General features: G+C 64.9%; 26 protein-coding genes. 11 read left to right on the top strand and 15 right to left on the bottom strand.

Going from position 1 to position 23,709, the window contains the following annotated elements; all coding sequences use genetic code 11:
* Positions 1-25: 25 nt before the first annotated feature.
* The gene (gorA, locus tag IQ24_RS00345; RefSeq protein ID WP_145395728.1) at positions 26-1,432 is read right to left on the bottom strand and encodes a glutathione-disulfide reductase; all 1,407 of its coding nucleotides are present in this window, start codon (positions 1,430-1,432) and stop codon (positions 26-28) included.
* Positions 1,429-2,160, bottom strand: coding sequence for a ribose-5-phosphate isomerase RpiA (rpiA, locus tag IQ24_RS00340; RefSeq protein ID WP_199756461.1), 732 nt, complete (start codon positions 2,158-2,160; stop codon positions 1,429-1,431). Before rpiA ends, gorA begins: the two co-directional genes overlap by 4 nt.
* A 130-nt stretch (positions 2,161-2,290) precedes the next feature.
* Between rpiA and IQ24_RS00335 the strand changes: the two genes are divergently transcribed.
* Genes IQ24_RS00335 through IQ24_RS00325 form a run of 3 tightly spaced genes read left to right on the top strand, consistent with a single transcriptional unit; the run spans position 2,291 to position 4,430 of the window.
* The gene (locus IQ24_RS00335) at positions 2,291-3,469 is read left to right on the top strand and encodes a bifunctional 2-C-methyl-D-erythritol 4-phosphate cytidylyltransferase/2-C-methyl-D-erythritol 2,4-cyclodiphosphate synthase (RefSeq protein ID WP_145395726.1); all 1,179 of its coding nucleotides are present in this window, start codon (positions 2,291-2,293) and stop codon (positions 3,467-3,469) included.
* Positions 3,466-3,963 carry a phosphatidylglycerophosphatase A family protein gene (locus tag IQ24_RS00330; RefSeq protein ID WP_145395725.1) on the top strand — a complete coding sequence of 166 codons (498 nt, stop codon included), beginning with the start codon at positions 3,466-3,468 and terminating at the stop codon, positions 3,961-3,963. The genes IQ24_RS00335 and IQ24_RS00330 overlap by 4 nt, the downstream gene beginning before the upstream one ends.
* The gene (locus IQ24_RS00325) at positions 3,960-4,430 is read left to right on the top strand and encodes a CinA family protein (RefSeq protein ID WP_145395724.1); all 471 of its coding nucleotides are present in this window, start codon (positions 3,960-3,962) and stop codon (positions 4,428-4,430) included. The genes IQ24_RS00330 and IQ24_RS00325 overlap by 4 nt, the downstream gene beginning before the upstream one ends.
* 4 nt (positions 4,431-4,434) lie before the next feature.
* On the opposite strand, the gene IQ24_RS00320 is transcribed toward IQ24_RS00325, so the two are convergent.
* From IQ24_RS00320 to IQ24_RS00275, 10 genes are all read right to left on the bottom strand, one after another.
* A complete protein-coding gene (locus tag IQ24_RS00320) occupies positions 4,435-5,478 on the bottom strand; it encodes a threonine aldolase family protein (RefSeq protein ID WP_145395723.1) in 1,044 nt (347 codons plus the stop codon).
* On the bottom strand, positions 5,475-5,915 hold the full coding sequence (locus IQ24_RS00315; RefSeq protein WP_145395722.1) for a YcgN family cysteine cluster protein: 441 nt from the start codon (positions 5,913-5,915) through the stop codon (positions 5,475-5,477). Before IQ24_RS00315 ends, IQ24_RS00320 begins: the two co-directional genes overlap by 4 nt.
* Positions 5,915-6,844, bottom strand: a complete 930-nt coding sequence (locus IQ24_RS00310; protein ID WP_145395721.1) for a bifunctional riboflavin kinase/FAD synthetase — start codon at positions 6,842-6,844, stop codon at positions 5,915-5,917. The genes IQ24_RS00315 and IQ24_RS00310 overlap by 1 nt, the downstream gene beginning before the upstream one ends.
* A 28-nt stretch (positions 6,845-6,872) precedes the next feature.
* Positions 6,873-7,316, bottom strand: a complete 444-nt coding sequence (locus tag IQ24_RS00305) for a MaoC family dehydratase (protein WP_145395720.1) — start codon at positions 7,314-7,316, stop codon at positions 6,873-6,875.
* Positions 7,317-7,421: 105 nt separating this feature from the next.
* Entirely contained in the window at positions 7,422-8,291 is an 870-nt protein-coding gene (locus IQ24_RS00300) for a TIGR01459 family HAD-type hydrolase (protein WP_145395719.1), read from the bottom strand.
* An 18-nt stretch (positions 8,292-8,309) separates the two neighbouring features.
* Complete coding sequence (locus IQ24_RS00295; protein ID WP_145395718.1) at positions 8,310-9,230, bottom strand: manganese-dependent inorganic pyrophosphatase; 921 nt, start codon at positions 9,228-9,230, stop codon at positions 8,310-8,312.
* A 62-nt stretch (positions 9,231-9,292) separates the two neighbouring features.
* Positions 9,293-9,928, bottom strand: coding sequence for a DUF1345 domain-containing protein (locus IQ24_RS00290; protein ID WP_145395717.1), 636 nt, complete (start codon positions 9,926-9,928; stop codon positions 9,293-9,295).
* Complete coding sequence (locus tag IQ24_RS00285) at positions 9,929-10,264, bottom strand: DUF4440 domain-containing protein (RefSeq protein ID WP_145395716.1); 336 nt, start codon at positions 10,262-10,264, stop codon at positions 9,929-9,931.
* Between the two features lie 65 nt (positions 10,265-10,329).
* Positions 10,330-11,337, bottom strand: a complete 1,008-nt coding sequence (locus IQ24_RS00280; protein ID WP_145395715.1) for a TraB/GumN family protein — start codon at positions 11,335-11,337, stop codon at positions 10,330-10,332.
* A 69-nt stretch (positions 11,338-11,406) separates the two neighbouring features.
* Positions 11,407-12,696 carry a glycosyltransferase family 4 protein gene (locus IQ24_RS00275; protein WP_242007843.1) on the bottom strand — a complete coding sequence of 430 codons (1,290 nt, stop codon included), beginning with the start codon at positions 12,694-12,696 and terminating at the stop codon, positions 11,407-11,409.
* A 191-nt stretch (positions 12,697-12,887) separates the two neighbouring features.
* Between IQ24_RS00275 and IQ24_RS00270 the strand changes: the two genes are divergently transcribed.
* The 3 genes from IQ24_RS00270 (at position 12,888) to IQ24_RS00260 (ending at position 15,944) form a co-directional block, all read left to right on the top strand.
* The gene (locus tag IQ24_RS00270; RefSeq protein ID WP_145395714.1) at positions 12,888-13,175 is read left to right on the top strand and encodes a co-chaperone GroES; all 288 of its coding nucleotides are present in this window, start codon (positions 12,888-12,890) and stop codon (positions 13,173-13,175) included.
* A gap of 45 nt (positions 13,176-13,220) precedes the next feature.
* Positions 13,221-14,855, top strand: coding sequence for a chaperonin GroEL (gene groL / locus IQ24_RS00265; protein WP_145395713.1), 1,635 nt, complete (start codon positions 13,221-13,223; stop codon positions 14,853-14,855).
* A gap of 165 nt (positions 14,856-15,020) precedes the next feature.
* Positions 15,021-15,944 carry a hypothetical protein gene (locus IQ24_RS00260; RefSeq protein ID WP_145395712.1) on the top strand — a complete coding sequence of 308 codons (924 nt, stop codon included), beginning with the start codon at positions 15,021-15,023 and terminating at the stop codon, positions 15,942-15,944.
* 10 nt (positions 15,945-15,954) lie between these two features.
* On the opposite strand, the gene IQ24_RS00255 is transcribed toward IQ24_RS00260, so the two are convergent.
* Both IQ24_RS00255 and IQ24_RS00250 read right to left on the bottom strand, forming a co-directional pair.
* Entirely contained in the window at positions 15,955-17,778 is a 1,824-nt protein-coding gene (locus tag IQ24_RS00255) for an ABC-F family ATP-binding cassette domain-containing protein (RefSeq protein WP_145395711.1), read from the bottom strand.
* Between the two features lie 54 nt (positions 17,779-17,832).
* The gene (locus IQ24_RS00250; RefSeq protein ID WP_145395710.1) at positions 17,833-18,825 is read right to left on the bottom strand and encodes a serine hydrolase domain-containing protein; all 993 of its coding nucleotides are present in this window, start codon (positions 18,823-18,825) and stop codon (positions 17,833-17,835) included.
* 127 nt (positions 18,826-18,952) lie between these two features.
* Between IQ24_RS00250 and IQ24_RS00245 the strand changes: the two genes are divergently transcribed.
* The 5 genes from IQ24_RS00245 to recR all read left to right on the top strand — a co-directional run bounded on the left by IQ24_RS00245 (position 18,953) and on the right by recR (position 23,079).
* Positions 18,953-19,954, top strand: coding sequence for a Fe(3+) ABC transporter substrate-binding protein (locus IQ24_RS00245; protein ID WP_145395709.1), 1,002 nt, complete (start codon positions 18,953-18,955; stop codon positions 19,952-19,954).
* Positions 19,947-20,240 (top strand): DUF2218 domain-containing protein, encoded by a 294-nt coding sequence (locus IQ24_RS00240; protein ID WP_145395708.1) that lies wholly within the window; start codon positions 19,947-19,949, stop codon positions 20,238-20,240. The genes IQ24_RS00245 and IQ24_RS00240 overlap by 8 nt, the downstream gene beginning before the upstream one ends.
* Before the next feature lie 82 nt (positions 20,241-20,322).
* Positions 20,323-22,116 carry a DNA polymerase III subunit gamma/tau gene (locus IQ24_RS00235; protein WP_145395707.1) on the top strand — a complete coding sequence of 598 codons (1,794 nt, stop codon included), beginning with the start codon at positions 20,323-20,325 and terminating at the stop codon, positions 22,114-22,116.
* Between the two features lie 3 nt (positions 22,117-22,119).
* On the top strand, positions 22,120-22,464 hold the full coding sequence (locus IQ24_RS00230) for a YbaB/EbfC family nucleoid-associated protein (RefSeq protein ID WP_145395706.1): 345 nt from the start codon (positions 22,120-22,122) through the stop codon (positions 22,462-22,464).
* A 3-nt stretch (positions 22,465-22,467) separates the two neighbouring features.
* Positions 22,468-23,079, top strand: a complete 612-nt coding sequence (gene recR, locus IQ24_RS00225) for a recombination mediator RecR (RefSeq protein WP_145395705.1) — start codon at positions 22,468-22,470, stop codon at positions 23,077-23,079.
* Positions 23,080-23,179: 100 nt separating this feature from the next.
* Here the strand turns inward: recR and IQ24_RS00220 are convergent, their stop codons facing one another.
* Positions 23,180-23,632, bottom strand: coding sequence for an Hsp20 family protein (locus tag IQ24_RS00220; RefSeq protein WP_145395704.1), 453 nt, complete (start codon positions 23,630-23,632; stop codon positions 23,180-23,182).
* Positions 23,633-23,709 lie beyond the last annotated feature (77 nt).

The following is a 23,709-nucleotide window of genomic DNA, read 5'->3' as shown; positions in this document are numbered from 1 at the left end:
TTAACTGGTGCAGATGTCAGGAAAGTCAAGCCGTAACGGCCTGAACTTCCTGTGCTGCGGTGCTGTCGCCAATGCGGCGGGTGGGCTTGCGCATGGTCACCAGCTCTTCCGCCAGGGTCGGGTGAACGGCCATCGCATTGTCGAAATCGGCCTTGGTCGCGCCCATGCCGATGGGGATGGCGACCATCTGGATCATCTCTCCGGCCTCGGGGCCGAAGATGTGACAGCCCAGCACCTTGTCGGTCGTGGCATCGACGATCAGCTTCATCACCGCCCGCGCCTCCGAGCCCGCAAACAGCGATCGCATCGGGCGGAAGCTGGAAACGAAGACATCGGCGGGGCCGCGCGCGGCGGCCTCTTCCTCGGTCAGGCCGATGGTCGCAAGCTCATGCGGGCGGGTGTAGACGGCGCTGGCGACCAGCGTGTGATCCACCTTGCGCGGCCGGGCCCCAAAGACGGTATCGGCGAAGGAATGCCCCTCGCGGATCGCGACGGGCGTCAGGTTCACCCGGTCGGTCACGTCGCCCACGGCAAAGATCGACGGAACCGAGGTCTGCGACCATTCATCCACCACGATCTGACCCTTGCGGCCCAGCTTGACGCCGACCTCTTCAAGGCCAAGGCCCTTGGTGTAGGGCTGGCGGCCCGTGGCCCACATGACCGCATCATAGCGCTGCACCTGACCGTCGGCGAAGGTCACGGCGATCTCCTCGCCCGCTTTCGCCAATGCCGAGGGCATGCTGCCCAGCTGCACATCGACGCCGATGTTGCGGAGTTGCTGGGTCACATGGCCGCGCATCTCGTCATCGAAGCCGCGCAGGACGGCATCGCCGCGATAGGACAGCGTGGTCTTCGCACCAAGCCCGGCAAGGATCGTCGCGAATTCGCAGGCGATGAAGCCGCCGCCCACCACCAGAATGCGCCCGGGCACGCGGTCCATCAGGAACAGATCGTCCGAGATCATGCCCAGCTCTTCGCCCGGGATGCCGGGCAGCTGCGGGCGTCCGCCCACGGCGATCAGGATATGCTTGGCGGTCAGGCGCTGGCCATCGGCCAGCTCGACCGTATGGGAGTCGACCAGCCGCGCGCGCTGTCTGATGATGGTAACATCCGCACCCACCAGCCCGCTGGTATAGGCCCCCTCAAGCCGGTCGAGTTCACTGTCGAGCCGCGTCTTGAACGCGTCCCAGTTGAACTGCCCCGCCGTCGCCTCTTTCCAGCCATAGCCGCGCGCCTCGGCGGCTGCAGCCTCGGCCTGCGAGGCGAAGATCATCAGCTTCTTCGGAACGCAGCCGCGGATGACGCAGGTGCCGCCCATGCGGCTTTCCTCGGCAATCGCGACGCGTGCGCCATGCTCGCCAGCCGCGATGCGCGCCGCCCGGACCCCGCCCGAACCGCCACCGATCACGAACAGGTCAAAGTCGAAAGTCATCCGATATCCTCGCGTTCCAGTTCCACGACCGAGCCGTCTTCGCCGCCAATGATCGCAAGCTGACAGATATTCAGGAAAAGCCCGTGTTCAACCACCCCGGCGATGGACGAAAGGTCGCGCCCCAGCTTTTCGGGATCGGCGATGCGGCCCAGATAAAGATCAAGGATGACATTGCCTTCGTCGGTCAGGAACGGGCCGCCCTCGGGACCGTTGCGCCATTTCACCGGACGGCCTGCCAGACCATGGCCGTCCAGAACGCGCTCGATCAGCTTTTTCGTGGCCTCCTTGCCGAAGGGCACGACCTCGACCGGCAGGTGGAACTCGCCCAGATGCTCGACCACCTTCATCTTGTCGGCGATCACCACCATCCGGTCCGAGGCGGTCGCGACGATCTTTTCGCGCAGATGCGCGCCACCGCCGCCCTTGATCAGGTTCAGGTCGGGGTCGACCTCATCGGCGCCGTCAATGGTCAGGTCCAGCCAGCCCAGCTCATCCAGCGTCTCGATCTTCAGGCCCAGAGAGGTGGCCAGATCCGCCGTCGCTTTCGAGGTCGCGGCGCAGCGCAGCTCCAGCCCCTCGGCGGCCACGCGCTCGGCCAGACGGCGCACAAAGACCGATGCGGTCGAGCCGGTGCCCAGCCCCAGCTTCATTCCGGGCTCGACCAGTGCAACCGCCGCGCGGGCGGCGGCGTCCTTGGCCAGATCGGCGGGTTTCAGGTCGGACATGATCGGGGGCTCCGTTTGCGGGGTTTGACGTCTTATAGGCCTAACACCGCGCGGGGGCCACTGTTCCGGGTCAAGACAAAGCGCCGCATTCCGCCCGATTGCACGGACCGCGCGGGTCGCCTAATCATGCGGGATGAACAGCACCGCCCCTTCGCCCGACGCCCCTTCCGCCCGCTTTGCGGCCATCATCACCGCTGCCGGTCGCGGAACCCGCGCCGGGGGCGGGATGCCCAAGCAATGGAGGGCATTGTCGGGCCAAAGCGTGCTGGCGCGCAGCATCGCGGCCTTTCGCGGCTGTGAGCGCGTCATCGTGACGCTTCACCCCGATGACATGGCACGCGGCGCGGCCGAGATCGCCGGTCCCGTCACGCTGGTCGCGGGCGGTCAGACGCGGTCCGAAAGCGTGCGCGCGGCGCTGGAGGTGCTGGAGGGCAGCGGCATCACCCATGTGCTGATCCATGACGGTGCGCGGCCTCTGGTCCCGACCGAGGTGATCGGCGGCGTCATGGCGGCACTCGAGGCAGGCGCTCCGGCCGCCGCCCCGGCGCTGGCCGTGACCGATACGCTCTGGCAGGGCGAGGATGGCCGCGTCACGGGATCGACCCCGCGCGAGGGGCTATACCGCGCCCAGACCCCGCAGGGCTTTCGCCTGGCCGAGATTCTGGCCGCCCATCGCACCCATCCGGATGGCGCAAGCGACGATGTGGGGCTGGCCATCGCCGCAGGCATCCCGGTCACGATCACGCCGGGGGATGAGGACAATCTGAAACTGACATGGGCGGCGGATTTTCCCCGCGCCCAACGCATTTTGCAGGGAAATGACATGGATATCCGGCTGGGCAACGGCTTTGACGTGCACGCCTTTTGCGAGGGCGATCATCTTTGGCTGTGCGGCGTCAGGATCGCGCATGACAAGGGCCTTCTGGGCCATTCCGACGCCGATGTCGGCATGCATGCGCTGACCGACGCCATCTATGGCGCGCTGGCGCAGGGCGATATCGGGCGGCATTTCCCGCCCTCGGACCCGCAATGGAAGGGCGCGGCCAGCCACATCTTTCTGGCGCATGCAGCGGAACTGGCGCGCAAGATGGGCTATCGCTTCGGCAATGCCGACGTGACGCTGATCTGCGAACGGCCCAAGATCGGCCCCCATGCGCAGGCGATGCAGGCAAGGCTGGCCCAGATCATGGACGTCGACGCCGACCGCATCAGCGTCAAGGCCACCACCTCCGAGCGTCTGGGCTTTACCGGGCGCGAGGAAGGCATCGCCTCGATCGCCACCGTCACGCTGATCAAGGACCAAGCCGCATGAGCCAGATGATCACCACCTTTTTCGGCGTCGGCAAGCTGCGCCCTGCCCCCGGCACCTGGGGTTCGGCCGCCGCCGTGGCGCTGGCCGTGCTGGTTTATGAGCTGGGCGCGCCTCTGCTGGTGCCGCTGGGTTTCGTGCTGGCGACCGTGCTCGGCTTCTGGGCCGTGCCCCGCGCCATCGCCGGTCAGGCCGACAAGGACCCTTCGGAAATCGTCATCGACGAGGTTGCGGGTCAGTGGCTGGCCATGTGCTTTACGGTGATCCCGCTCTGGCGGCACGGCGTGTCGATCCTCGACGCCTGGCCCGCCTATGTCGTCCCCTTCCTGCTGTTCCGGCTGTTCGACATCTGGAAGCCCTGGCTGGTCGGCCGGGCCGACCGGCGCGGCGATGCGGCGGGGGTGATGCTGGATGATCTCTGGGCCGGATTGTTTGCGGGCATCGGATCGGTCATTCTGGCGGGGCTGTATCACGCCGTGCTGGAGCCGATGCTGTGACCGACCCTGCCCTGATCCTGCAACTGGCCCGCAATCGTGGCCTGATGATCGCCACCGCCGAAAGCTGCACCGGCGGGCTGATCGCGGGGCGGCTGACCGATGTTGCGGGCTCATCCGATGTGGTCGACCGGGGCTTCGTCACCTATTCCAATGCCGCGAAAATCCAGATGCTGGGCATCCACCCCGCCACGTTGGAGGCGCATGGCGCCGTCAGTGAAGAAATCGCCGCCGAAATGGCCCAAGGCGCGTTCGAGCGTTCGGATGCCCGGCTGACGGTGTCGGTCACCGGGATTGCGGGTCCGGGCGGTTCCGAGTTCAAGCCCGAAGGTCGCGTCTGCTTCGGCATCACCACCGCCCAAGGCACCCGGACCGAGACCGTCGAATTTGGCGCCATCGGCCGCGACAAGGTGCGCGCGGCGACGGTCGAGCATGCATTGAGCCTGCTGAAGAACGCGCTGCGGCGCTAGGCCCTCAGGCCAGCGCCGAAAGAAACGCCCGGACATCCGCCGGATCGGCGTCCCAGCCCGCAACCAGCCGGATCGAGACCGGCTCGTCCCCATCCTCGGCCTGATCATGCGGCCACAGATGGTATTGCGCCCCCGCAGCCCGCGCCTTGTCGTGCAGGGCGCGCGGCAGGGTCGCAAAGACCGCGTTCGTCTGGACCTTCTGGTCAATGCTGACGCCCGGAAAAGCGGCCAGACCAACGGCCAGTTCAGCCGCCGTGGCGTTCGCTCGTCCCGCCAGATCCAGCCACAGCCCGCCCTCCAGCCAAGCGAGGATCTGCGCCGACAGATAGCGATGCTTCGAGGCAAGCTGCCCTCCGCGCTTGCGCCGGAACTCGAACTCCTCGGCCTTTTCCGGGTCGAAGATGACGACGGCTTCAACGCCCATGCAGCCGTTCTTGGTGGCCCCCAGCGACAGGATATCAACCCCTGCCCGCCAGGTCAGATCGGCGGGCGAGACCTGCAACGCGGCCAGCGCATTGGCAAAGCGCGCGCCGTCCATATGCACCGACAGCCCCATCTCGCGGGCAATCGCACTGAGCGTGGCGACTTCGGCCGGATCATAGACCGTGCCCCATTCGGTCGCATTGGTCAGCGACAGCGCCATATTCGCGCCCGCATGAACCGAATCGCGCCCGTTCGCCGCCAAGGCCCGCGACAGGGCCGCAGGCGTGATGCGCCCATCGTCCCCGGGTACCAGCAAAAGCTTCGCGCCGCCGGTGAAGAACTCGGGCGATCCGGTTTCGCTCGTCTGGATATGGGCGTCGCTGTGGCAATAGATCTTGCCCCAGCCTGGGGCCAGCAGTGACAGCGACAGCGCATTGGCCGCCGTGCCCGACATGACGAAATGCACGGAGGCGTCCGGGGCCTCGAACACCTCGCGCACGCGGTCTTGCGCGGCGCGGGTGATGCGGTCCGTGCCATAAGAGGGGACCTGCCCTTCATTCGCAGCGGCCAGCGCCGCCATCACGCGCGGGTGGACGCCACCTGCGTTATCGGATGCGAAATTCATGACAGATCCTCGATGATATAGTCTTCCCAGTCATCCTCGGCGACGGTCAGCTCACTGACGGTCCAGTCGCGCACGCTGGCCCCGGCGCGGTGGATCGACTCGCGGTCGCCGGTGATCAGATAATGCCAGTCGTAAAGCGGCTTGCCCTCGGAGCGCAGCCGATAGGCGCAGGTCGCGGGCAGCCACCAGGCGATTTCCTTCAGCTTCTTCGGCGTCAGCACCACGCAATCGGGCACATAGTCATGCCGGTTCGGATAGCTGGAGCATTGGCAGGTGTGGCCGTCTAGCAGACGGCAGGCGACGCGGGTGAAGGCCACCTCGCCGTCATCCTCATATTCGATCTTGTTGAGGCAGCACTTGCCGCAGCCGTCGCACAGCGCCTCCCACTCGTCGGGTTTCAGCGTGGCCAGAGGCATTTCCCAGAACCGTTCACGCATCAGCGATCCGCCAGAATTGCGCGCGCCCGCGCCACGTCATCATTGATCGCGGTGATGAGCGTCTCGAGCCCGTCAAAATTCATCTCGGGCCGCAGATAGTCGACCAGCGCGACCGACAGGTGCTGGCCGTAAAGATCGCCGGAATAGTCGAAGAGATAGCTTTCCAGATTGGGCTTCTCGCCGTCGAACATGGGCCGGATGCCCAGATTGGCCACGCCCTTGTAGGTGCCCCGGTCCGGCCCGGTCAGCACGTCGACCAACACCGCATAGACGCCGAAGGCTGGCAGATGCAGGCGATCCATCGACATATTGGCTGTGGGGAATCCCAGCTCGCGACCGCGCTTGAAGCCGTGCAGGACCTCGCCATCGATCCGGTGCCAATGGCCCAGCATCCGCTCGGCGTCGCGGGGGTGGCCTGCGCTCAGCGCCTCGCGGATCGCGGTTGAACTCACGCGCGTGCCCTCATGGCCGACCATCGGCGCAATGGTCACGCCGAAGCCGAATTTCGCGCCCAGTTCCTGCAGCGTGTCGGGCGTGCCCGCACGCTCGCGGCCAAAGCAGAAATCCGAGCCCACGGTGACATGGCGCACGCCAAGCCCGCCCACCAGCACGTCGCGGGCATAGGCCTCGGGCGTCAGGCTGACCAGATCGGGGCCGAAGGGAAGCTGATAGAGGTGATCGACCCCAAGGCGCGCCAGCCGGTTGGCCCGCGCCTCGGCGTTCATCAGCCGGAAAGGCGCGGCATGGGGGAAGAAATATTCGCGCGGATGCGGCTCGAAGGTGATGACACCCAGAGGCGCGTTCAGGCTTTGCCGGGCCAGGTCGATGACCGAGCGGTGACCGACATGGACGCCATCGAAATTGCCGATGGCCACCGTCGCCCCGCGGGCGTCAGCTGGCACAGCCTTCCAGTCGTCGTGGATTCGCAATGAGGCCCCCGCTGGGCCGGACGGCCCGTCAGTCGAACTTGCGGCTAGGGGCCAGAACGACCGCCTCGCCCTTGAGGACGACCGTATCGCCTACGAGGCAACGGGTTGCAAGGGTCACGCGACGCTTTGCATGGTCGATCGTCTCGACCGTCACCTCGGCGCGGACGACATCGCCCGGGCGCACGGGCGCCATGAACTTCAGCGTCTGGCCCAGATAGACCGTGCCATGCCCCGGAAGCTGTTCCCCGATCACCGCCGAGATCAGCCCCGCCGTCAGCATGCCATGCGCGATCCGCCCTTCGAAAATGGTGTCCTGCGCATATTCATCGTCAAGATGGACCGGATTGCGGTCGGTCGAGACAGTGGCGAACATCTCGATATCCAGATCGGTTATCTCCTTCTGGAGATAGCGCATCATCCCGACTTCAAGATCCTCGATGACGATCGTGCCACGCGGAAGATTGTCCAGCATCATCAAACACCCCCGGTTTTCTTGATGCTGCATAGCAGCACCAATTCGCGTGCGCAACAAAATATCGCACGCATACGAAATCAGGACTAATTATTACCGAGAGGACTAGCGCAGCCGCCCGATACTGTACTCAGGGGCAGATTCGCGCATGCGCAGCCATTCGTCCAGCATTTCCTGCTGCGGGTTTTCGACATCCGGGCCGAACTGGTCATGCGCGAGGCCACCGGTGACGAAAAGCACGTCAATCCCCTCGCCCGCGCCACCCGAGACGTCGGTGCCGATGCCGTCGCCGATGGCCAGGATGCGCGCGTCACGTTCCAGCCCCAGCTTGCGGCGGGCCAGATCATAGATCGGCGGATGTGGCTTGCCGAAGTAAAGCGAACTGCCGCCCATATCCTCATACATCTGCGCGAGTGCGCCTGCGCAATAGAGACGCTGTTCGCCCATGTCGACGACGATATCAGGGTTGGCGCAAAGGAACTTCAGCCCACGTTCGCGCGCGATCGTCAGGCGTGCGCGATAATCCTCGGGGACCTCGGTCCGGTCATCGAAAAGGCCGGTGCAGACGACGCCGTCAGCCTGATCCAGCGCCACGCGCTCGATGGCGGGAGCATCCTGCCACTCGGCGGGGATCGCCTCGAAGAAGCCTTCGTCCTTGGGGCCCGAGATCGCCCAGACCCGACGCCCGACCACGCCGGCCAGCATGGCGTCCTGCGCGGCATCGCCGGAGCTGACGATCACGTCCCAGCAGTCACGGGGCGCGCCCAGGCGCTGAAGCTGCTCTTCAACGAAGCGCGCGGGACGCGGGGCATTGGTCAGCAGCACGACCCGCCCCCCCTGAGCGCGGAAGCGTTGCAGGGCGGCGGCGGCGGCAGGATAGACCTGCACGCCATTGTGCAGGCACCCCCAGAGATCGCAGAACAGAACGTCGTAATTCGCCGAAATCTCGTCCAGCGACCGGATGATCGTCGTCATGGGGATGCCTTTGGTTCGTCAGATGGACAGAGCGGGGATGATCTGCTTCTTGCGCGACATGATGCCGGGCAGGACAACGCTGTCGCCGCTGACGGTCGCGCCAAAGCTTTTCTCGGCCACCTGCTTGACGAAGTCGTTGGGGATCAGCAGCGTCGCTTCCTCGTTCAGGATGTCGACGATGAACAGCAGCACCTCATCGGCGCCATCGGCCTTGGCGACGGCAGGCATCGCGGCCATCAGCGCGGCCTTGCGGTCCAGCAGGACCTGCGGCGCGGTGGTCTCAAGAACCGAGACGCGCAGCTGCTTGCCGCCCAGCTCATATTCCTTGCTGTCCATACGCAGCAGCGCGTCATCGGCGAAGGCGCTGACGTCGGATTTCGCGGCAAACATCTCGGCTGCGTATTCCGAAACGGAAAGGCCCAGATCGGCGGCCAGTTTCTCGGCCACGAAACGGTCATGCGGCGTGGTGGTCGGGCTGCGGAATTCCAGCGTGTCCGACAGGATGCAGGTCAGCATCGCGCCCTTGATCTCGCGCGGTGCGCGGGCCACGGCCTCATCGCCCATCAGGTCGTGCATGATGGTCGCGGTACAGGCCAGCGGGCGGATGGTGATGTTGATCGGCAGGCGCGTCTTGATGCCGCCGGCCAGCAGGTGGTGGTCGATGATCTCGATCACATCGGCCTCATTGATCGAGGCGGGCAGCTCGGCCGGGTTGTTGGTGTCGACGATCACGCATTGATCGCCTGCAGAGACATCCGTGAAGATCTCGGGCTTGGCGATTCCCCATTTGGTCAGCATCCATGCGGCTTCGGTATTCGGCTCTCCCTGCAGCAGAGCCTTGGCGGGGGTCTTGCGCATCTCGGTCAGGTACCAGGCCCAGATAATGGGCGAGCCGGTCGAGTCCGTGTCGGGGGCCTTGTGGCCGAAAACCTTGATCATACGGGGATACCTTGGGAAGGGTTCGGGATGGGCCGCCTTATAAGCGGCTGACTGGTGCTTGTCTATTGACCCAAGGCCACGGCTGCGTTGACGGCAATCGCCAGCAACACGGTATTGTAAAAGAACGAGATCATCGCATGCACCGTCGTCGTGCGCCGCAGGTTCTGGGTCGAGACCGCCGTGTCCGAGGTCTGGGCGGTCATGCCCAGCGTATAGCTGTAATAGATGAAATCGCTGATGCCGACCTCATCGGGGTTGCCCGCGAATTGCAGCCCGCGCGCGTCCTTGCCGTCATCGCCCCGCGCATACCAGAGCGCGGCATAGTGGAAGGCCATCAGCGTGTGCAGCATCGCCCAGCCCAGCGGCACCGAGGCCAGCGCCAGCAAGGGCCGCATCACGCCCTGATGCGCGGCACCCAGCGATTGCTGGATGGCGTAAAGGCTGATCAGGATCGCCGCGACCGCGATGGGCACGATGATCTTCATGCTCTCATCCGTTTCAGCGCTGCGCTTCCGCAGGCTGTCGGCATCCAGCCTGCGCGAGGTGCGCGCCATCAGGATCAGATAGAGCGCGAACATCACATCCGCCCCGATCAGCAGCCGGTCCACCGCGCCCAGTGGAAACAGGCAGAGGCCGGTCAGCACCCCCGCCAGCAACGAGGCGATGAAGCCCCGATGACGCCGCCACCGGATCTGCATTCAGATCGCCGTCTGCTGATGCAGCAGGATGCGCCACTCGCCCGAGCGGTTGACCCAGGTGGTCGAACACAGCGCCCGGTACTCGGGCTGCCCCGGGCGCGAAGCGAGGACGCGATAGGCCAGCGCCACCACCTCATCGGCCAGCGTCGCCTTCTGATCGCTCAGCGCGACCTCTTTCCAGCGCGGCACCTCCTGCATCGCGGTCAGCAGTCGGTCGCGGTTCAGGATGCCCCAGGCGGCATGGACAAACAGGCAGGAGACATCCAGCCGGCGCGCGGCCTCGGCCGGGCCCTGCTTCCAGAAGTCTTTCTCTCGGTCCCAGAACTCCGCCGTCATCTCAGGCCCCCTGACATTGCGCAATTCAGCGCATTCGACCCGCTCCGGCGGAAAGGGCCTGCGGCTCAGTTCGCCGGGATGACGGTCCAGCCGTCCTTTTCCAGCAGTCTCAGCACGCCCTCCTCGCCGGGCAGGTGTAAAGCGCCAAACGCAACAAAGATGCCTTTGTTCCCTTTCGCCGCTTCGCTGGCCGCAAGGTCGATGGGCTCGATCCATTCGCGGTTGCGCTGTTCCATCAGCAATTCCTCGGCCAGACGGAACTGTTCATCGACCGTCTTCTGATCGAGGCCAGAGTTGTCATAGGCGTCGAAACGGCCGAACTCCCAGATCCGCCAGATGTCGCCGTCGAAATAGGCGTTGGCCAGCGTCGTGGTATAGTCATCGGCATATTTCGCAATCGGCAATGAGGTGCGGATCATCTCGATCTCCTCATCCGGGGTCAGCCCCTCGAACAGGGTGAAGATCGTGTCCCAGGGCTCCAGCGCCCGGATCGGCAGCCCCTGCGCCTCGGCACGGTCGATCAGCTGGGCATCAAGGCCGTTGCCGCTGCCCTCGGCCGCCAGCACCCGCGACACACAGGGCGAGACGCCAAGGATGATCGAGACATACCAGGGCTTCATTTTCGCGGCCATGACCGCCGGAATGCCGCGCTGGACCATCTCATCGGAAAGCTGCGTCCATTCCTCGGGCGTCATGCGTTCGGGCAGGGTCGGCCCCTCTGCATTGACCAGCCGATTCGGGTCCGAGATCATCGCATTGGCCAGCGCCGCCTCTTCCTCGGGGCCCGCCTCGACCAGCAGCATGGCTGCGGCGTCAAGCTCCGGCCCGATCCGCTCCAGCGTGGCCTGATGGCGCGGATCGTCGAAGTGATAGGTGCCGACGATGGTGGCCTTCATCTGGTCTTTGCTCGCGTGCCAGACAAGACCGCGATGATAGGGCACCTTCGCGGTCGCGGCGTCGATTTCATCGATGCGCGCCTGCGAAAGATCCGTCATCAGATCGCGACCGACGCAGTCCATGGCGGCAACGGGCGTGGCAAGAAACAGGGCGGCAACGGCAAGGGCAAAACGCATCGGCAGGGTTCCGTGACTGGGTACGCGGCCAAGGATTGCACGCGCAGACCCAAAGCGCCAGCCGCGCGCCTAGTGTGGGCGGGGCAGCGCCTCGGGCAGAGGCGAGGCACCGGCCAGCACCGCCTGCCAGATCCGCAGCACCTGCCGCGCCTTGGCGTCCCAGGTGAAATCCTCCAGCACCTTCTGCTGCGCCCGATGCCCCATCGCAGGCAGGACCGAGGGGTCTGCCGCAATCGCCTGCAAGCGCGCGCGCAGCGCCGCGACCACCTGTGCCCGGCTGCCCATCGGGATGCGCCAGCCGGTGGCCTCATCGACCAGCTCACCCGGCCCGGCGTAATCCATGACCACCGGCACGACCCCAAGGGCCATCGCCTCCAGCACCACGCCCCCGCCGAACTCGCGGACCGAGGGGAAGGTCAGAAGCTGCGCCCGCGCCGCGACCCGTTGCACATCGCCATGCGCCAGCCAGCCATGGAAGGTCACGGCACCCGCGACGCCCTCCTGCGCGACCAGCGCCTGCAAGGCCTCGCCCTGCGGCCCCTCGCCGATGATGTCGAGATGCAGCGCGCCTGATTTCAGCAGCGGAAGCGCCGCCTCGATCGCCATATCTGCGCCCTTGTAGGGCACAAGCCGCCCGATGAAGCACCCGCGCAAGGGCAGCGTTCCGGGCTGTGCCGCCGTCAGGGAAAAGCGCGCCGGGTCGATGGCATTTTCGGGCAGCCAGACGGTCTTGGCAGCGTGCCGCGCCGGGATCTCACCCAGCGTGTGCATCGAGCCGCAGATGATCGCCGCCGCCGCATCCAGCATCGCCCCCCTGCCCGGTCGCAGCTTGTAGACGCCCCGGATATACGAGAGCCATTCCTTCTCTCGCCGCCGCTCGGCGTCGAAACCCTTGGGCCAGGGCACGCCGCCATTCAGCGGCCCCAGCACGAAGGGCACGCCCGCCCGCGCGCATTTTCGCGCCAGCGGGCTGTTGGCGGTGGGCGTCAGCGGCGTCACGCGATGCACGATGTCATATTCGCCCGCCCGGATCGCCGGGCCGAAGATCTGCCACAGCTTGCGCTCGAAATAGCCGTACCCCAGGGCCGAGATTGCGGTGGTCATCGTCCAGCCCACGCCCTTGCCCATGCGCAGCTTTTCGGCGGCTTTCCACAGCGGGGCCGCCAGCTTCTCGCTGTCGATGGCGGTGAAGTCGCGCCCTTCGGTCAGGCCCGCCCGCAGGAAGGCATCGCGGTTGCGGATCTGGGTGACGATATGGACATCCGCGACACCGCGCAAAGCGGTTGCCAGCGACCAGCCGACCAGCGGCACCGACACCCATTCGGGATTGGCGGCCTCGGCAATAATCAATACGCGCAAGCGCTTATCCAAATCGGCCACCCATTTTCCAGCGCACCGGCTGCGGCTCCGGCGGTCATCTGCATTCGGAGAAGATTCCTAGATCACGGGCGTTGACACGGCAAGGCACGCTGCCTAGATGGGCTTCATTGGCACTCGGCAAGCCTGAGTGCCAGAAACAACACTGCAACCTGAAACACCGGAGTGTTCCAATGGCATTCAAACCGCTGCATGACCGCGTTCTGGTCCGTCGCGTCCAGTCGGACGAGAAGACCAAGGGCGGCCTGATCATCCCCGATTCCGCCAAGGAAAAGCCCGCTGAAGGCGAAGTCGTCTCGACCGGCGAAGGCGCGCGCAAGGACTCGGGCGAGCTGATCGCTCCGGCAGTCAAGGCGGGCGACCGCGTCCTGTTCGGCAAATGGTCGGGCACCGAAGTCACCGTCGACGGTGAAGAGCTGCTGATCATGAAGGAAAGCGACATCCTCGGCGTCATCGCCTGAGCTGATCGTCCATCCTTTAACTCAATCAATTCAGGGAATTAGAAAATGGCAAAAGACGTCAAATTCGACACCGATGCCCGCGACCGCATGCTGAAGGGCGTCAACACGCTCGCCGATGCTGTCAAAGTGACGCTTGGCCCGAAAGGCCGCAACGTCGTCATCGACAAATCCTTCGGCGCACCGCGCATCACGAAGGACGGTGTGACCGTTGCGAAAGAAATCGAGCTTTCGGACAAGTTCGAAAACATGGGCGCGCAGCTCGTGAAAGAAGTCGCAGCCCGCACCAATGACGAAGCTGGCGACGGCACCACCACCGCGACCGTGCTGGCTCAGGCCATCATCAAAGAAGGTCTGAAGTCGGTTGCAGCCGGTCTGAACCCGATGGACCTGAAGCGCGGCATCGATCAGGCGACCTCCAAGATCGTTGAAGCCATCAAAGCTGCTTCGCGTCCGGTGAACGACAGCGCCGAAGTCGCGCAGGTCGGCACCATCTCGGCCAACGGCGAAGAGTCGATCGGCAAGCAGATCGCTGAAGCCATGCAGCGCGTCGGCAACGAGGGTGTGATCACCGTCGAAGAAAACAAGGGCATGGACACCGAAGTCGAAGTCGTCGAAGGCATGCAGTTCGACCGCGGCTACCTGTCGCCCTATTTCGTGACCAACCCCGAGAAAATGGTCGCCGATCTGGAAGACGCCCTGATCCTGCTGCACGAGAAGAAACTCTCGTCGCTGCAGCCGATGGTTCCGCTGCTGGAATCGGTCATCCAGTCGGGCAAGCCGCTTCTGATCATCGCTGAAGACGTCGAAGGCGAGGCTCTGGCCACGCTGGTCGTCAACAAGCTGCGTGGCGGTCTGAAGATCGCTGCCGTCAAGGCTCCGGGCTTCGGCGATCGCCGCAAGGCCATGCTGCAGGACATCGCGATCCTGACCGGCGGCCAGGTGATCTCGGAAGATCTGGGCATGAAGCTTGAGAATGTCACCGTCGACATGCTGGGCCGCGCCAAGAAAGTTTCGATCAACAAGGACAACACCACCATCGTTGATGGCGCTGGTGAGAAGGCTGAGATCGAAGCCCGCGTGTCGCAGATCCGTCAGCAGATCGAGGAAACCACCTCGGACTACGACAAAGAGAAGCTGCAGGAACGTGTTGCCAAACTGGCCGGTGGCGTTGCCGTCATCCGCGTCGGCGGCATGACCGAAGTCGAAGTGAAAGAGCGCAAAGACCGCGTTGATGACGCGCTGAACGCGACCCGTGCGGCCGTTCAAGAAGGCATCGTCGTCGGCGGTGGTGTTGCTCTGGTTCAGGCGACGAAGGTTCTGGACGGTCTGAAAGGCGCGAACGCCGATCAGGACGTCGGTATCTCGATCATCCGCCGCGCTCTGGAAGCTCCGCTGCGCCAGATCTCGGAAAATTCGGGCGTCGACGGCGCTGTCGTTGCGGGCAAGATCCGCGAGTCGGACTCGACCTCGTTCGGCTTCAACGCGCAGACCGAAGAGTTCGGCGACATGTTCAAGTTCGGCGTGATCGACCCGGCCAAAGTGACCCGTACCGCGCTGGAAAACGCGGCCTCGGTTGCTGGCCTGCTGATCACCACCGAAGCGATGATCGCCGAAAAGCCCGAGCCGAAAGCTGCGGCTGGTGGCATGCCCGACATGGGCGGCATGGGCGGCATGATGTAATCATCCGCTGTCGCAAGACAGACAAAGGGCGTCCCTCGGGGCGCCCTTTTTCATTTGCCGGAATTGGATCCGGTAGTAGAATCCATATTAAAATAAGAATCGATATTCTGTTTCGCCCCCAGTATTAGCTTGCCCCTGTGGCTTCACTTTCTGAAGGTGACTGTCATGCAGAATTCAATCCACCTCGCAGCAGCCCTCTCTCTTATTCCGTTTTCACTGATGGCTGATTGCGGTTCATTGCAATCGGCAGGTAGCATTAGGGGCATGCAGCCCGCGTATCAGCTTGATGATGGAACACTTCTTGGACGCGCCAAAGTCAACATCAACATCGACGGCTATGGACGCGCGTATCACCCGGAAAACGCGGCGGCAGGTGCCCTCATCCATCTTTGCAATGCGGGAAAAGTCAATTTGCCAGACGGATCGTCGTATCAAGGCTCAGAGAACAATCAGACGTGCACGGGAAAATTCATGCAGGATTTCCAGCGCATCGGGGCCGCGAATTGGCGCACGCCGTCAATCGGCGCGATTGAATGGTACGGCATTCTGGGGCAGGGTTCGGTAGTTATTGCAGGAAAGCGCGTGAATTCAGTAGTGCCTGTCGCCAATTCTGACGGCTCGGGCTTTTATGTTTCTCCAACCGCGTTTTTTGATTCCCGGATCACAAATCAAGCCGATCAATCCCGCTATGCAAATCCGATGATTGTTCCCGCAGCGGTCATTCCAAGATCCGCGACACTGCAAGCAAACGGTGTTGGTATCGGAAGTTTCGGCGTGGCGGTCGATCCGAGGCGCGGTATCGCCGTTCCCTTCGTCGTCGGGGATCTTGGCCCTCGCGTCGGGGAAGCGACACCTGCACTTGCACGCGCGTTGGCGGGACTTCCCGCAAAGAACCCGATCTCGCGCGCCGAGAGGTTCGAGGGCCAAGTCGATCAGGCGCGGGTAGTTTGGTTTTTTTTCGGCGACAAGGGCGGCAAGACCACCTATAAAGCTGAGGCTCCAGAGGCTGCGGGGCTGGCCGCGAAAGTAGCCTATGAAACCTGGGGCGGAGCAGCAAGATTGACGGATTGCCTAGCCTCTTTGCCCTGACGCGCGCGATCTAGCCCTGATCCCGCTCGGCCAGACCCAGCCATTCCTCTTCCGCATTCGCCAGTGCCGTTTGGCGCTCGACCAGCCCGTCGCTGGCCTTCTGGAACTTCGCCGGGGCCGAGGAAAAGAGATCAGGGTCCGAGAGGAATTCATGCAGCTTGCCGATCTCTGCCTCCAGACGTTCCATGATGCCAGGCAGCGCCTCAAGCCGCTTCTTCTCCGAGAAGGTCAGTCCGGGTTTCGCGGCTGCCACAGGCTCGGCGGGCTTTGCCTCGGTGGCCGGCTTGGCCCCTGCGGGCGCGGGCCGGGTCGCCGCGGGCGCACTCTCCTGCCGCTGCGCGCGGTAGTCGGACCATCCGCCCGGATAGATCGTGGCGCGGCCGTCGCCCTCCATCGCCACGGTGGTTGTCGCCACCCGGTCGATGAAATCGCGGTCGTGGCTGACAAGCAGCACGGTGCCGTCATATTCGCCCAGGATGTCCTGCAAAAGGTCCAGTGTCTCGACGTCCAGATCGTTGGTCGGTTCGTCCAGCACCAGAAGGTTCGAGCTGCGCGCCATGATCCGCGCCAGCAGAAGTCGCGCCTTTTCGCCGCCCGACAGGCTGCCGACCGGGGCGCGGGCCTGCGCCTCGTCGAACAGGAAATCCTTCAGATAGCCCACCACATGCTTGGGCGTGCCGCGCACCATCACCTGATCGGAATTGCCCGAAACGCTCATCGAGGGATCGCCCGTCAGCGCGTTCCACAAGCTGACGCTCTCGTCGATGGCGCTGCGGGCCTGATCGAAGATCGCGACGTCCAGATTGGTGCCGAAGGTGATCTCGCCGCTGTCGGGGGCCAGCTCGCCGGTCAGCATCTTGATCATCGTGGTCTTGCCGACGCCGTTCGGGCCGACGAAGGCCACGCGGTCGCCACGCAGGACGCGTAGGTCGAAGGGCTCAAGGATGGTGCGGTCGCCGAAGGCTTTCGAGATCGCCTTGGCGTCGATCACACGCTTGCCCGATTGCGGGCCGGCGTCGAGTTCCATCGCCGCCGTGCCCTGCCGACGGATCTGCCCTGCCCGTTCGGCACGGAGTTCCGCCAGCGCGCGGACGCGGCCCTGATTGCGCTTGCGCCGGGCGCTGATGCCTTCGACGGCCCAGCGGGCCTCGGCCTTGATCTTGCGGTCCAGCTTGTGACGCGCCTCATCCTCGGCGGCCCAGGTGGTCTCGCGCCAATCTTCGAAATTCTCGAAGCCGCGATCCTGACGGCGCACCTCGGAACGGTCGATCCACAGCGTGCCGCGCGTCAGATTGCGCAGGAACGCCCGGTCGTGCGAGATCAGCACGAAGGCCGAGCGGCTGGTCGAAAGCTGCTCTTCCAGCCAGCCGATGGCCTCGATGTCCAGATGGTTCGTCGGCTCGTCCAGCAGCATGAGGTCCGGCGCCTCGGCCAGCAGCCGGGCCAGCGCCGCGCGGCGACGCTCGCCGCCCGAGGCGGTGGCGACGGGCCGGTCGGGGTCGAACTTCAGCCCCTCGGCCACCATCTCGACGCGGTAGCCCTCGCCATCGGGCAGGCTGGCGCGGGCGAACTCGCCCAGCGTCTGGAAGCCCGAGAGGTCCGGGTCCTGCTCCATATAGCCGACATGGATGCCCGCAGGCGTCACCACCTGCCCCTTGTCGGGTTCGACCAGCCCCGCCATGATCTTCATCAGCGTCGACTTGCCCGAACCGTTACGGCCGACCAGCGCCAGCCGGTCGCCCTGCTGGACGGTCATGTCGAGCCCGTCGAACACGGGATTGCCGCCGAAGGTCAGCGAAATATCGGTAAGTTGTAAAAGAGGTGCGCGTGCCATGCGGCGCAGATATGCCGGGCCGCGCGGGTCGTCAACGCCCCCCGCTGCCGCATCTCACAGTTCTTGCACCAGCCGCCCGGCCAGGGTGTGCAGCTCCTCGCGGTAGCCGGTCCGGGCCGAGGGCTGATTGGCGTCAGAAGTCATCGCGATGGCCACCGGTTTCAGCCCGTCCGTGGCGGGAAAGACATAGATCATCTGCCCGCCATAGCCCCAGCCGAAGCGCACATCCCGGCCGCCGGTGCTGCTGATGAACCAGCCATAGCCATAGTCCTGCCCGTTGAAGATCGACGAGGTGCGCCGCGTCCAGCTTTCAGCGATCCATTCGGGCGGGATCACCCCTGCCCCTCCCGCGGCATAGGCCGCGCCGAAGGCCAGCAGCGACCGGGTCGACATCGCCATCTCATTGCCGCCCAGATAGATACCCTGCGGGTCCTGCTGCCAGCTGGTGACGGAAAATCGCGGCAGGCGCCCCAGCCAGTCATTCGCCAGCGAGATCGTCGGCCGCCCCGTCACCCGCGTCAGGATGGCCGAGACCAGATGCGTTGAGGCGGTGGAATATTGCATCGTCCCGCCGGGGTCCTGCTCGAACGGGGCCGCCAGCGCCGCACGCACCCAGTTCGGGCTGCTGACCCAGCGGCCATAATTCGGCACCGATTGCCGCGCGAGCCCCGCCTGCATCGACAGAAGATTTCCCAGCGTCACCTGCGCCAGTCGCGGATCCGGATCGCGCGGCAGATCGGCCTTCATCAAGGGCGCGATCAGCTGATCCGTCCCGCTCAGAAACCCGCGCGAAATCGCGATGCCCGTCAGCGCCGAGATGATCGACTTCGAGGCAGATTTGATGTTCGTCGGCCGGTCCGGGGTGAAACCGTTATAGCCGCGCGCGGTGACCTCGCGCCCCTCCTGCCAGATGGCGATGGCGCGCAGTTGCGGATGCACCTTCGCCTCATCCAGCAGCGCCTCCAGCGAGGCGCGGCCCTGCGCCGAAATCACCGCAGGAGCAGCCAGCGCCGCCCCAAGGACGGCCATGAATTCGCGTCGTTTCATCGCCCGACGATAGCAAAGCGGGCCCCCCGACGGAATAGCCGACGCTTCCCTAGTCTTTTTATCAACGATTGACGGAAGGAGCCGTTTAGGTCAGACATCCCATGGAACCCGACCATTGGAGTCAACTATGCGCTTTGCCCTGATTTCGACCAGCATCCTCGCGATGGCCGCCCCCGCATTCGCGGAAGAGGTGAATGTCTATTCGCACCGTCAGCCCGCGCTGATCCAGCCGCTGATCGATGCCTTCACCGCCGAGACCGGCATTCCGGTCAACATCGCCTTCGTCGACAAGGGCATGGTCGAGCGCCTGAAGGCCGAGGGCGACCGCTCGCCCGCCGATCTGGTGCTGACCGTCGACGTCGCCCGTCTGGGCGAGGTCAAGGACGCGGGCGTCACCCAGAAGATCGAAGATCCGACGCTGGACGCCGCCATCCCCGCCGATCTGCGCGACGCCGATGGCCAGTGGTACGGCCTGACGACGCGCGCGCGCATCGTCTATGCCAGCAAGGACCGGGTGAAGGACGGCGAAGTCACCACCTATGAGGATCTGGCCGATCCGAAATGGAAGGGCCGCATCTGCACCCGCAGCTTCACCAATGACTATAACGTCGCGCTGACCGCCGCCTATCTGGCGCATCACGGCGCCGAGGCGACCAAGACCTGGCTGGAAGGCGTGAAGGCCAACCTGGCGAAGAAACCCGAAGGCGGCGACCGCGATCAGGTCAAGTCGATCTGGGCCAGCGAATGCGACATCAGCCTGGGCAACACCTATTACATGGGCGCGATGCTGAAGGATGACGAACAGAAGGCCTGGGCGGAATCGGTCCGCATCGTCTTCCCGACCTTCGAAGGCGGCGGCACGCATGTGAACGTCTCGGGCGTGGCGATGACCAAATCGGCCCCGAACAAGGAAGCCGCGCTGAAACTGGTCGAGTTCCTGGCCGGTGACGAGGCGCAGAAGATCTACGCCGAAACCAACAACGAATTCCCGATCAAGGACGGCGTTGCCCGCTCGGAGCTGGTGCAAAGCTGGGGCGATTTCACCGCCGACACGACGCCGCTGAGCGAAATTTCGGCCCTGCGTCCCGAGGCGCTGAAGCTGATCGAAGAGGTCAATTTCGATGGCTGAGCCCGTCAGCACCACGGTCACCATCGCCACCGAACACGGCAGCCGCTATCTGCAGCAGCTGGCCAAGCACTGGGCGCATAAATTCGCGACCGAGTTCGACCCGACCCATGCCTCGATCGTGAATGATGAGGGCAAAGGCGTCGAATTGGATGCATCGGCCAGCCAGCTGAGCATCCGGGCCTTTGCCGCCGATGCCGAGACCCTCGCGCCCTGGCGTCAGGTGGTCGAGGATCACATCGCGCGCTTTGCCTTCCGCGAAGAGCTGACCTTCGACTGGACGGCCTGACCGTCGCTGATTGCGAAAGCGGGGTTGTTGCCCCGCCCCGACCGCGCCGCTAAGGTGGCGCGGTTGCAGGACAGGCGGAAAGATGACGGACAGCGAACAGAACTATCAGGTGCTGGCGCGGAAATACCGCCCCGAGACCTTTGCCGATCTGGTCGGTCAGGACGCCATGGTCCGCACGCTGAAAAACGCCTTCGCAGCCGACCGGATCGCGCAGGCCTTCATCATGACGGGCATCCGCGGCACCGGAAAGACCACGACCGCGCGGATCATCGCCAAGGGCCTGAACTGCATCGGCCCCGACGGTCAGGGCGGCCCCACGACCGAACCCTGCGGCACCTGCGAACATTGCGTCGCGATTTCCGAAGGCCGCCATGTCGACGTGATGGAGATGGACGCGGCCTCGCGCACCGGCGTCAATGACATCCGCGAAATCATCGAAAGCGTCCATTACCGGGCCGCCGCGGCGCGCTACAAGATCTACATCATCGACGAAGTCCACATGCTCTCGACCAGCGCCTTCAACGCGCTTCTGAAGACGCTTGAGGAGCCGCCGCCGCATGTGAAATTCATCTTCGCCACCACGGAAATCCGCAAGGTCCCGGTCACGGTCCTGTCGCGCTGCCAGCGCTTCGATTTGCGCCGGATCGAACCCGAGGTGATGATCGCGCTGCTGCAAAGGATCGCGGGCAGCGAAAACGCCCAGATCACCGGGGATGCGCTGGCGCTGATCACCCGCGCCGCCGAAGGCTCGGCCCGCGACGCAACCTCGCTTCTGGATCAGGCGATCAGCCATGGTGCCGGGGAAACCACCGCCCAGCAGGTCCGCGCCATGCTGGGTCTGGCCGACCGGGGCCGGGTGCTGGACCTTTTCGACATGATCCTGCGCGGTGCCGCCGCCGAGGCCCTGACCGAGCTTCAGGCCCAATATGCCGATGGCGCCGACCCCGTCGCCGTGCTGCGCGATCTGGCCGAGATCACCCATTGGATCTCGATCGTGAAGATCACGCCCGAAGCGATCGAGGACCCCACCATCGGCCCCGACGAACGCACGCGCGGTCAGGACATCGCCCAGCGGATCCCGATGCGCGCGCTGACGCGGCTCTGGCAGATGCTGCTGAAGGCGCTGGAAGAGGTCTCGATTGCGCCGAACGCCATGATGGCCGCCGAAATGGCGATCATCCGCCTGACCCATGTGGCCGACCTGCCCGACCCCGAGGCGCTGATCCGCAAGGTCCAGGCCTCGGCTGCGGCGGGTGAATTCGCCCGTGGCCCGGCAGCCGGTAACGCCCAGCGAAGCGATGCCCCCCATGCGATGGCCCCGCGCGCGGTCCGCCCTGCAGCCCCGGTGGTGATGCAGGACGGCGGTGCCGCGACGGCCCTTGCCGTCTCGCCCGATGCCATCGCAGGCTATCCCGATTTCGCCTCGGTGATCGAGCTGATCCGCCGCATGCGCGACATGCAGCTGCTCCTGCAGGTCGAGGATCACCTGCGCCTCGTGCGCTACAGCCCCGGCCGGATCGAGTTCCAGCCGACCGACAACGCGCCCCGCGAACTGGCGCAGCGCCTCAGCGAGCGGTTGCGCGGCTGGACCGGCGGCTATCGCTGGACGGTGACCGTCACCGGCTCGGGCGGCGCCCCCACGATCAGCGAGACCCGCGCCGCCGAGAAACAGGCTGCCCGCGACCGCGCGATGGAGGACCCGGTGGTGCAGGCGATCTTCGCCGCCTTCCCGCAGGCGAAAATCACCGAAATCCGCCCGGTGCCGGTCGCGCCGCAGGTTGAAATCAGCAGCGGCGACGATACATCCCCGCATGAGCAGACCGATGGCCCCGTGGCCGAGGTCGAGGAATGGGATCCCTTCGAGGACGAGGAGTAAGACATGTTCAAAGGCTTGGGCGATATGGGCGACATCGGCAAGATGATGGAAGCCGCGCAGGAAATGCAGGCCAAGATGGCGAAGATGCAGGAAGATCTGGCCAATCTGACGGTCACCGGCGAATCCGGCGGGGGCCTCGTGAAGGCCACCGCCACCGCCAAGGGCGAACTCGTGGGCCTCGACATCAACCCCACGATCTTCAGCCCGGACGACAAGGAAGTGGTCGAAGACCTGATCCTGGCCGCCATCAAGGACGCGCAGCGCCGCGCCCAGGACAAGGCCGCCTCGGAAATGGCGCGCCTCACGCGTGAGATGGGCCTGCCCGCCGATATGAAGATGCCCTTCTGATCCATGCATTCGCCGGGCGATAAAGACAACGGAGAGATCGAGGCGCTCATCCAGATGATGTCGCGCCTGCCCGGTCTTGGCCCGCGCTCGGCCCGGCGCATCGTGCTGCATCTGATCCGCCGCCGCGCGGGCCAGATGGCCCAACTGGCCACGCTTCTGGCTTCGGTGGCGGAAAGCTCACGCGAATGCCTCGCCTGCGGCAATGTCACCCAATCCGACATCTGCCCGATCTGCCAGGACCCGTCCCGCGCCACAGGTGAAATCTGCGTGGTCACCGATGTCGCAGATCTCTGGGCGCTCGAGCGCGGCCGCGCGTTCCGGGGCCGCTACCATGTGCTGGGCGGCAGCCTCTCGGCACTCGATGAAATCGGCCCCGAAGATCTCCGCATCCCCGAACTCATCAATCGCATCACGGATGAAAACGTGACCGAGGTCATCCTCGCCCTCTCCGCAACGGTCGAAGGCCAGACAACGGCGCATTACATCGCCGACGCGCTTGCCCCGACGCAGGTCGCCATCACCGGCCTCGCCCAGGGCGTCCCCATCGGCGGAGAGCTGGACTATCTCGACGACGGCACCATCACCGCCGCCCTGCGCGCCCGCCGCAAATTCTGACCACGGAGAACAAAAAAAGGGCGCGGTTCCCCGCACCCTCCGCTTCTTCGTTGTCCGAAATACCCCGGGGTCCGGGGCAGCGCCCCGGTCTGGCTTTCCCTCAGGCGTCCAGCTTTTCGACGGCTTTCGGCGCCTTGCTGATCTCGATCCGGCGCGATTTCAGCGCCTCGGGCACCTCGCGCAGCAGTTCGATATGCAGCATGCCATCGACATGGCTCGCACCCTCGACGCGCACGTGATCGGCAAGGGTGAACTTGCGCTCGAACGCACGGGTCGCGATGCCGCGATGCAGATAGGTCCGGCCTTCCTCTTCCGAGGCCTTGCGCCCGGCCACAACCACGACGCCTTCCTTGACCTCGACGGTCAGATCATCGGGCGCGAATCCGGCCACCGCGACCGAGATGCGATACGCATTCTCGCCGGTCTTCTCGATGTTGTAGGGGGGATAGGTCGGGGCCGAAACATCGGCCGTCAGGGCCCGGTCCATCAGATCGGCCATCCGGTCGAAACCAACCGAGGCACGGTAAAGCGGGCTCAGATCAAAGTTACGCATTCTCGCATCCTTTTCAAAGCGATACATCGTCTGCCCCCCGAATTCGGGCGGGCGGAATATCGGCGCCTTAATGGCCC

The organism is Paracoccus sulfuroxidans, assembly GCF_007830335.1.
GTDB classification, from domain to species: domain Bacteria; phylum Pseudomonadota; class Alphaproteobacteria; order Rhodobacterales; family Rhodobacteraceae; genus Paracoccus; species Paracoccus sulfuroxidans.
This window is presented reverse-complemented; position numbering and strand designations above follow the sequence as displayed.

What these genes read in the sequence shown, in the direction of transcription:
- IQ24_RS00315 (WP_145395722.1), bottom strand. Translation starts at nt 5,915, where the DNA reads ATGCGTGAACGGTTCTGGGAAATGCCTCTGGCCACGCTGAAACCCGAC.
- gorA (WP_145395728.1), bottom strand. Translation starts at nt 1,432, where the DNA reads ATGACTTTCGACTTTGACCTGTTCGTGATCGGTGGCGGTTCGGGCGGG.
- IQ24_RS00255 (WP_145395711.1), bottom strand. Translation starts at nt 17,778, where the DNA reads ATGGCACGCGCACCTCTTTTACAACTTACCGATATTTCGCTGACCTTC.
- IQ24_RS00250 (WP_145395710.1), bottom strand. Translation starts at nt 18,825, where the DNA reads ATGAAACGACGCGAATTCATGGCCGTCCTTGGGGCGGCGCTGGCTGCT.
- IQ24_RS00245 (WP_145395709.1), top strand. Translation starts at nt 18,953, where the DNA reads ATGCGCTTTGCCCTGATTTCGACCAGCATCCTCGCGATGGCCGCCCCC.
- IQ24_RS00290 (WP_145395717.1), bottom strand. Translation starts at nt 9,928, where the DNA reads ATGCAGATCCGGTGGCGGCGTCATCGGGGCTTCATCGCCTCGTTGCTG.
- IQ24_RS00320 (WP_145395723.1), bottom strand. Translation starts at nt 5,478, where the DNA reads ATGAATTTCGCATCCGATAACGCAGGTGGCGTCCACCCGCGCGTGATG.
- IQ24_RS00295 (WP_145395718.1), bottom strand. Translation starts at nt 9,230, where the DNA reads ATGATCAAGGTTTTCGGCCACAAGGCCCCCGACACGGACTCGACCGGC.
- IQ24_RS00335 (WP_145395726.1), top strand. Translation starts at nt 2,291, where the DNA reads ATGAACAGCACCGCCCCTTCGCCCGACGCCCCTTCCGCCCGCTTTGCG.
- IQ24_RS00300 (WP_145395719.1), bottom strand. Translation starts at nt 8,291, where the DNA reads ATGACGACGATCATCCGGTCGCTGGACGAGATTTCGGCGAATTACGAC.
- IQ24_RS00240 (WP_145395708.1), top strand. Translation starts at nt 19,947, where the DNA reads ATGGCTGAGCCCGTCAGCACCACGGTCACCATCGCCACCGAACACGGC.
- IQ24_RS00220 (WP_145395704.1), bottom strand. Translation starts at nt 23,632, where the DNA reads ATGCGTAACTTTGATCTGAGCCCGCTTTACCGTGCCTCGGTTGGTTTC.
- IQ24_RS00305 (WP_145395720.1), bottom strand. Translation starts at nt 7,316, where the DNA reads ATGCTGGACAATCTTCCGCGTGGCACGATCGTCATCGAGGATCTTGAA.
- IQ24_RS00260 (WP_145395712.1), top strand. Translation starts at nt 15,021, where the DNA reads ATGCAGAATTCAATCCACCTCGCAGCAGCCCTCTCTCTTATTCCGTTT.
- IQ24_RS00285 (WP_145395716.1), bottom strand. Translation starts at nt 10,264, where the DNA reads ATGACGGCGGAGTTCTGGGACCGAGAGAAAGACTTCTGGAAGCAGGGC.
- IQ24_RS00330 (WP_145395725.1), top strand. Translation starts at nt 3,466, where the DNA reads ATGAGCCAGATGATCACCACCTTTTTCGGCGTCGGCAAGCTGCGCCCT.
- IQ24_RS00235 (WP_145395707.1), top strand. Translation starts at nt 20,323, where the DNA reads ATGACGGACAGCGAACAGAACTATCAGGTGCTGGCGCGGAAATACCGC.
- IQ24_RS00270 (WP_145395714.1), top strand. Translation starts at nt 12,888, where the DNA reads ATGGCATTCAAACCGCTGCATGACCGCGTTCTGGTCCGTCGCGTCCAG.
- recR (WP_145395705.1), top strand. Translation starts at nt 22,468, where the DNA reads ATGCATTCGCCGGGCGATAAAGACAACGGAGAGATCGAGGCGCTCATC.
- IQ24_RS00280 (WP_145395715.1), bottom strand. Translation starts at nt 11,337, where the DNA reads ATGCGTTTTGCCCTTGCCGTTGCCGCCCTGTTTCTTGCCACGCCCGTT.
- groL (WP_145395713.1), top strand. Translation starts at nt 13,221, where the DNA reads ATGGCAAAAGACGTCAAATTCGACACCGATGCCCGCGACCGCATGCTG.
- IQ24_RS00230 (WP_145395706.1), top strand. Translation starts at nt 22,120, where the DNA reads ATGTTCAAAGGCTTGGGCGATATGGGCGACATCGGCAAGATGATGGAA.